6 protein-coding genes and 1 pseudogene are annotated in these 6,268 nt (G+C 43.7%); 3 read left to right on the top strand and 4 right to left on the bottom strand.

Annotated features, from left to right (window positions below; genetic code table 11):
* The 3 genes from VNZ46_RS23150 to VNZ46_RS23160 all read left to right on the top strand — a co-directional run.
* The coding region (locus VNZ46_RS23150; RefSeq protein ID WP_325563054.1) for an efflux RND transporter permease subunit at positions 1-370 on the top strand (370 nt) is incomplete at its 5' end.
* Entirely contained in the window at positions 357-1,667 is a 1,311-nt protein-coding gene (locus tag VNZ46_RS23155) for a TolC family protein (RefSeq protein ID WP_325563056.1), read from the top strand. The genes VNZ46_RS23150 and VNZ46_RS23155, both read left to right, overlap by 14 nt.
* 18 nt (positions 1,668-1,685) lie before the next feature.
* On the top strand, positions 1,686-2,540 hold the full coding sequence (locus VNZ46_RS23160; RefSeq protein ID WP_325563058.1) for an N-acetylglucosamine kinase: 855 nt from the start codon (positions 1,686-1,688) through the stop codon (positions 2,538-2,540).
* Here VNZ46_RS23160 and VNZ46_RS23165 read toward each other — a convergent pair.
* The 4 genes and pseudogenes from VNZ46_RS23165 to VNZ46_RS23180 form a co-directional block, all read right to left on the bottom strand.
* A complete protein-coding gene (locus VNZ46_RS23165; protein ID WP_325563060.1) occupies positions 2,537-2,728 on the bottom strand; it encodes a PID-CTERM protein-sorting domain-containing protein in 192 nt (63 codons plus the stop codon). The two genes, VNZ46_RS23160 and VNZ46_RS23165, sit on opposite strands and share 4 nt — an antisense overlap.
* Positions 2,725-3,489 (bottom strand): T9SS type A sorting domain-containing protein, encoded by a 765-nt coding sequence (locus VNZ46_RS23170; protein WP_325563062.1) that lies wholly within the window; start codon positions 3,487-3,489, stop codon positions 2,725-2,727. The genes VNZ46_RS23165 and VNZ46_RS23170 overlap by 4 nt, the downstream gene beginning before the upstream one ends.
* A gap of 17 nt (positions 3,490-3,506) precedes the next feature.
* Complete coding sequence (locus VNZ46_RS23175; RefSeq protein WP_325563064.1) at positions 3,507-5,816, bottom strand: LamG domain-containing protein; 2,310 nt, start codon at positions 5,814-5,816, stop codon at positions 3,507-3,509.
* A gap of 150 nt (positions 5,817-5,966) precedes the next feature.
* Positions 5,967-6,268: pseudogene (locus VNZ46_RS23180) on the bottom strand (hypothetical protein); the annotation flags it as partial.

The following is a 6,268-nucleotide window of genomic DNA, read 5'->3' on the forward strand; positions in this document are numbered from 1 at the left end:
CATGCTGATCGGACTGGTGACTAAAAACGGTATTTTGATTGTGGAATTTGCCAACCAGTTGAAGGAACAAGGTAAAAGCGTCCACGACGCCATCAGAGAAGCCGCTGTTTCCAGGCTGAGACCTATTTTAATGACCAGTCTGGCCATTGCTATTGGAGCTTTACCGATTGCGATGGCCCTTGGTGCTGCGGCAAAAAGCCGAATCGGCATGGGGGTGGTTATTGTAGGCGGAACTGTATTTTCCCTGGTCCTTACTCTTTTTGTGATCCCTGCAATTTATTCGTACTGGTCTAAAGAACATAAAGAAAATACAGATCTCCAAAACTCTTTAAAGGCTGCACTAGAAAATGAATCCAATGAAACCATTTAATTTCGTCCTTTGCCTGCTGGTGCTTCTATACCTTAAACCGGCGCAGGCACAAACTAAACTCAGCTTGCAGGAAGCCATTTCTATAGCCCTGCAAAACAATTACGATATCAAACTGATCAACAATAACCTGCAGATTGCAAAAAACAATGTTAACCCGGGAAATGCAGGTTTCCTGCCAGGTTTACAAGGGAGTTTTGGCACCACCGGCAGCAAGCAAAACACCGTACAGACCAGCTCAACCGGTGTAGAAAAAGTGGCAGACGGGGTACGCAATACCAGCACCAACTATGGTGTTGCCCTGGACTGGACCATATTTGATGGTTTTAAAATGTTTGCCACTTATGATAAGCTAAAGGAATTACAAAAGCAAGGAGAGGTCAATGCCAAGGCAACGATACTGACCACAATAGCCAATGTGATCAGTACCTATTATAATGTGGCACGCCAGCAACGCCTGGTTGCTGCTACAGACAGTACGCTGGACATTTCAAGGTTCCGCTTAGAGATCGCCAACAACAAGCTCCAGTTGGGAAAAGGGTCTAAACTTGACGTGCTGGCTGCTACAGTAGACTATAATGCCGATACATCAGCCTATTTGCAGCAGAAGAATCAATTACAGAATGTCGTTGTTATGCTAAACCAGGTCATGGCCAGAGACCTGAATACGCCTGTCCTTGTACACGAAGATATCGACATCCATAAAACCTTTGTTTTCTCTGAACTGCAGGAACAAACACTCCAGCTAAACCCAGACCTTCAGAATGCAATGATCAGCAAGAAAATTGCAGAGCTCAGCTTGAAAGAAGTCAAGGGTCAGCGGTACCCTGTAGTGGGTGTGAACAGCGGTTACGAATTTTCAAGAAGCGCCAACCCTACAGGTTTTAACCAAAAATTCAGAGGCCAGGGTGTTACCTATGGGCTAACCGCAAGTATGAATATTTTCAATGGATTTTTACAGCGTCAGAATGAACGAAACGCTAAAGTTCAGGTGGCTTCTTCGCAACTGAGCATCGAGAAAACCAAACAGGATGTTCAAGCCCAATTGCTCACCGCCTTTCAAAATCATCAGGCCAACCTTGATCTGCTGAAAGTAGAAACAAACAATGTCGAAATCGCCCGGCAAAACCTGGGCATCACCCTGGACAAATACAGACTGGGCAGTATTGCTCCTTTGGAGCTGAGGGAGGCACAAAGAAATTCAATTCAGGCCATCATTAGATTTTTAGATGCTCAGTATCAGGCTAAACTGACTGAAATATCATTAAAAGAAATCAGTGGTACTTTGAATCTTCAATAAGATGTTTAAATTTATCAAATGATTTTAGTTGCAGATAGTGGTTCGTCCAAAACAGACTGGATGGGATACAGTTCGGGAGAGCCGGTTCGGTTCCATACCCAGGGAATCAACCCTTATTTTTTAAATGCCCAGGACATCTTCAAACTCTTTTCCAGGAAGAAAGACCTGGGATTTAATCCGGAAGATGTTAAAGAAATCTATTTCTTTGGGGCGGGCTGTTCTTCCCCGGACAAACATGAGGTCATTTCAAATGGTTTATCTTTGTTTTTCACCAAGGCTTTCATTAGCGTAGAGCATGACCTGATGGGCTCTGCCTATGCCACTTGCGGAGATAAGGAAGGGCTGACCTGCATTCTGGGAACAGGCTCCAATATTTCTTATTATGACGGCGTTACGGTACACAACAGCAAGCATGGCCTGGGTTATGTGCTTGGAGATGAAGGTGCCGGCACCCATCTGGGAAAGAAATTAGTGACCACCTATCTCTATGGACACATGCCGCAAGAGCTTGGTGTGTTGTTTGCCAAAGAGTATAACATTGACAAGGAAACGGTGATCACAAACGTATACCAAAACCCATTTCCAAATACTTATCTGGCTTCTTTGAGCCGTTTCATGGTGAACCATACCGATCATCCTTTCATCATTCAGATCCTGCATGAAGTTTTTCAGGAATTTGTAGACACCAATATAAAAGACTACAGCAATTACAGATCACTGGATTGCCATTTCGTTGGCTCTATTGCCTATTATTATCAGGATATCCTCCGTAAAGTTTGTGAAGAAAGTGGGGTACGGGTAGGAAAGATCTTACAGAAACCAATTGAAGGAATTTATAATTTCATTTTAAAAAAAGAGGGTATTCTTGCTTAAGATCCCTCTTTTTCTTGCTCATTCCTTTTCTTTAGCGACCTGATACCGTAGGCAATGCCTGCAGCCAGCAGCACTACGGTGCCTCCGTCTATCGGCACATCAGGATCCCCTCCGGGAAGTCCAGGATCTTCAGCAACGGCAGAATAAACAACAGAGATCAAGTATACCATCAGTTGTAATCTTTTCATTCGTGTATAAGTTTTATGGTTTCGGAAACCGGTTGTTGAAGGGCATCCAGAACTTGTAAAAAATAAATGCCCTGACTTTGTTTGCCACAGTCCAGTATGAATTCGTTCAGATCAGGCGCATAATTAAAATGCCTGTTCCACACCAGGCTTCCTGCCAGGTCTCTGATCAGTACGTCAAAGTCTCTTTGCGGACTTTCTTTAAACCTGATGGTGAGTTTTTCTTTCCAGGGATTGGGGTAAACAGTTAACACTTTATCTTGGTTAATGAAAGACATTTTCCGTTTTTCAGAGGGTTCAAAATGTAAAGTAAAACGGCATTCCTCTGGATTGGAATCAACATGTATATCCATACTGAAATGATAGGCAGCACCACTGGACGGCACAAACAGGAGTGGTTTTTCCAGCTTATCCTGGAGTATCACATCCATCCCTTCTATGCGAAGCTGGTAATGTTCTGAGGGAAAACCTTTCACAAACAAGCCATAGTCCGTATCCCCCTTTAAAGCCGGTTGTTCCAGTATGCTGAAATGCTGCTGTTTTACGCCAAGTATTGCAACGGATATATAACCTTCTCCTATTTTCAGTGCATCCCGGTCTCTGACAACCTCTCCTCCAACTTTCTTAAAAACCAAAATACATTGATCAGAAAAGTCGCCGCAACTGAGGGTGATTTTTAAGCGTCCTTCTCCGGTTTGGGCCAGACATAGCGGACCAGCACAATTCAGCGAAACCAACGCATAAAAAACAATTCTAAACATCATCTCCGAACTCATAGTTATTATCTATAATTTATTTTACAATCTTCATCAAAAACTATACTACCACTTTTAAAGCCATGGAGAACCTTGATAAAGAAACCAGAACCAGCGGGGATCACTTCATCCGGATCATCGCTCACCTTATATGCGCCATTCAAAGGGTCATACAACCAGACATAAGGACCTACATTTTCTTTAAAAATACTGCCCCACCTGATGGGGGAAGCATAGGGATTTCCCAGCAGGTTAAATCCATCCCCATCCTGCCCTCTGTCTTCATTATAAACCGCTATGGCAAGCCTGCCGGTAAACAATCTGCCGGTGTAAGTCGCCACATAAGAAGATGCATTGGAAAAGGGCGGACTTTGAACTTGATGACTGTAAGCATCCGGAACAGTCCGGTCTCCCCGGGAAAACATAAAAAACCCCTTGCCCAACGGAAGCAATGTCTGCATATTTGGAATTGCCAGGTATTTCTGAGACAAGGTTCCCGGCAAGTGCTGATCATGATTATAGAGAGTCGCTGCATTATTGGAGGAAGGATCAAAGCCGTTTATTGCTCCACCCGGACCTGTGATAAAAACACTGTTTTTCAACGCATAAAATCCATACTGAAGGCCAGATGTACAAACGGGCGAACTTAACAGCCTCCAACCTCGCCCACTCGAAGGCACTGGAAATCCTCCTGCAATAAAGCATTGTACTTGTACATCTCCCAAAATCTCCGCTTCCCCGGTCCTAAGCGGAGCTAACGCGGCTGCCCTTCCTGCAGAAGACAAGAAGACTAACCGGCCATTTGCATAGAGTCTTCCCCTGACCAGGTTTACAAAATCCAGGATGCAACAACTTCCTTCCAGGCTCACCTCATCAGCCAGAAATAAACGGTCTAATTCGAATATGGCTGTCGTTGTGTTACCTGTTCCTGAGACTTTGATTTTTGAAGAACTGCCAGAAAAAACCATTCTGTTACCTTTGCCCACTAACGAGATCTGCCCGTTATTTTCGAGGTTCCCTTTCAATCTGAACACGACATCTCCTGCTGCCCCGGAAATGAGGCCTGAATTTAGCCGAAGTTCTGCGTAATGCTCCAGCTCCAGTCCGGCATAGAAATATAGAGCCGAGTTGTTCTCCAGCAGCAATTTGCTCAAAACAACATCCCTGCGCAGTTCCACGGTCTTCCCTTCTTTGATCCTGACATTGCTGTGATCAGAAGGCACTATTCCTTTGTCCCAATTGACAGGTTCGTCCCAAAAGGTATTCTTTATCCCAACAAAGGTAAACACAGCAGGTGTGATTAAGGGACTGAATTCAGTTGTCCCTATAGTATAAAAACCCGCAGGACTATTCTGGTTCTCATACTCAGTTTTTATCCACTCTAGAGTCTGTATGGTCTTTCCGATTCGAACCTCGTCCAGCCTGCCTGACAGATACAGGGTATTTTGTTTTGAAGCCCCCAGAAACACCTGCCCTCCTATCCCCAGCCTGATGTTTACGGAAGACTTAGAGGCGGCCGTAGCCCCGTCTATATAGAGCCGGGCTTCTCCGTTGATGACCTTTGCAGCAACATAGTGCCATACACCAGAAGACAAAACTGCGGAACTGGTCAGAGACCAGGATGGAAGGGAACCGTAGAAGCCTTCCAGAACCAGATTTCCTAGGGCATTTAATTTCAGCTGATACCCGCCTTTCCCTACACTTTCATTGGTCATGATCATTTGCTCAGGTCCAGTCCTGTCTGTCATTACCCAGGCGGATAAAAAGAACTCTGTCCCCGTATCCCCGGAAAGTCTCTTTTCTGTTGAATTTCCACTAAACAGCAATCCTTGCCCAATTTTCCCTTCGTTACCCTCGTTAAGGTGCGTAATCGTTCTATAATCAGCCCGCCAGAGCTCTTGTGCAGAAGAACCACCGGGATCATGAAGAATGGCAGCTCCGTAATAGAAATAAACCGCTGAGGGTGATGTAATGCTTTCTTTGGAAACCAGAAAGGGAATTTGCACCCAACAGGTTAGTTTTCCGGCCACCGGATCGTAATGATCAAGTTGAATATTCAAGGGAATGGCCGGATCCGCTGCATCTGCAAATGCAATATCCAATCCATTCACATTGGATATTTTCGGATCAAAATTATCTCCATGGAATTTAAACTCCGGGCCTTCCAGGCTAATAAGCACAGGAAAATTCAGTAGTCCTGAATTCACCTGCCCACTGGGTAACTTTACAGATTTTCCTTCTATTTTATTTTTATTGAAGGTAATTTTCTTTCTGCAGGAAAAACCTGCCATCCAGGTCTGGGCAGCACACTGAAATCCCCACGAGAGAAATATCAATAGACAAGGCCAGGAGACGCTGGTTAATAAAATCCGGATAAACTTCATAAAGGGCATAATGAAAAATACCCTTCAAGTGTAGGCAATAGTTATTCAAAGAAAAATTAATTACCAAAGAAATCCATAAAAATAATTTTAAAGAAATTAAGCCTAATATTCTCTCTTGGCAGATTCTAGTCCCAGCGGAAATAATTCTTTCGAAATCTCTTTCTCATGAAGAAAGCAAAGACGCTCATACCGGTACTCATTCAATTTTGTCAGATCATTTAATTTCGAATACATATCAATAATTAAATTATAAACCTGAACACAATGAATGTTCAGATCATTTCTTTTAAAAATAACGAGTGCTTCTTCAGCATGACTAATAGCTTTCACGTAATCTCCCCCCTGCTTACTCAATTCTGCATTCAGCATCAGAAACAGCAACTCCGAATATTTCGTAAAAGCAT

Origin of the sequence: Pedobacter sp., from assembly GCF_035566355.1 — a bacterium.
In the GTDB taxonomy this organism is placed as follows: Bacteria; Bacteroidota; Bacteroidia; order Sphingobacteriales; family Sphingobacteriaceae; genus Pedobacter.

Coding starts and splice junctions, on each gene's coding strand:
- VNZ46_RS23165 (WP_325563060.1), bottom strand. CDS start 2,728: ATGAAAAGATTACAACTGATGGTATACTTGATCTCTGTTGTTTATTCT.
- VNZ46_RS23160 (WP_325563058.1), top strand. CDS start 1,686: ATGATTTTAGTTGCAGATAGTGGTTCGTCCAAAACAGACTGGATGGGA.
- VNZ46_RS23170 (WP_325563062.1), bottom strand. CDS start 3,489: ATGATGTTTAGAATTGTTTTTTATGCGTTGGTTTCGCTGAATTGTGCT.
- VNZ46_RS23155 (WP_325563056.1), top strand. CDS start 357: ATGAAACCATTTAATTTCGTCCTTTGCCTGCTGGTGCTTCTATACCTT.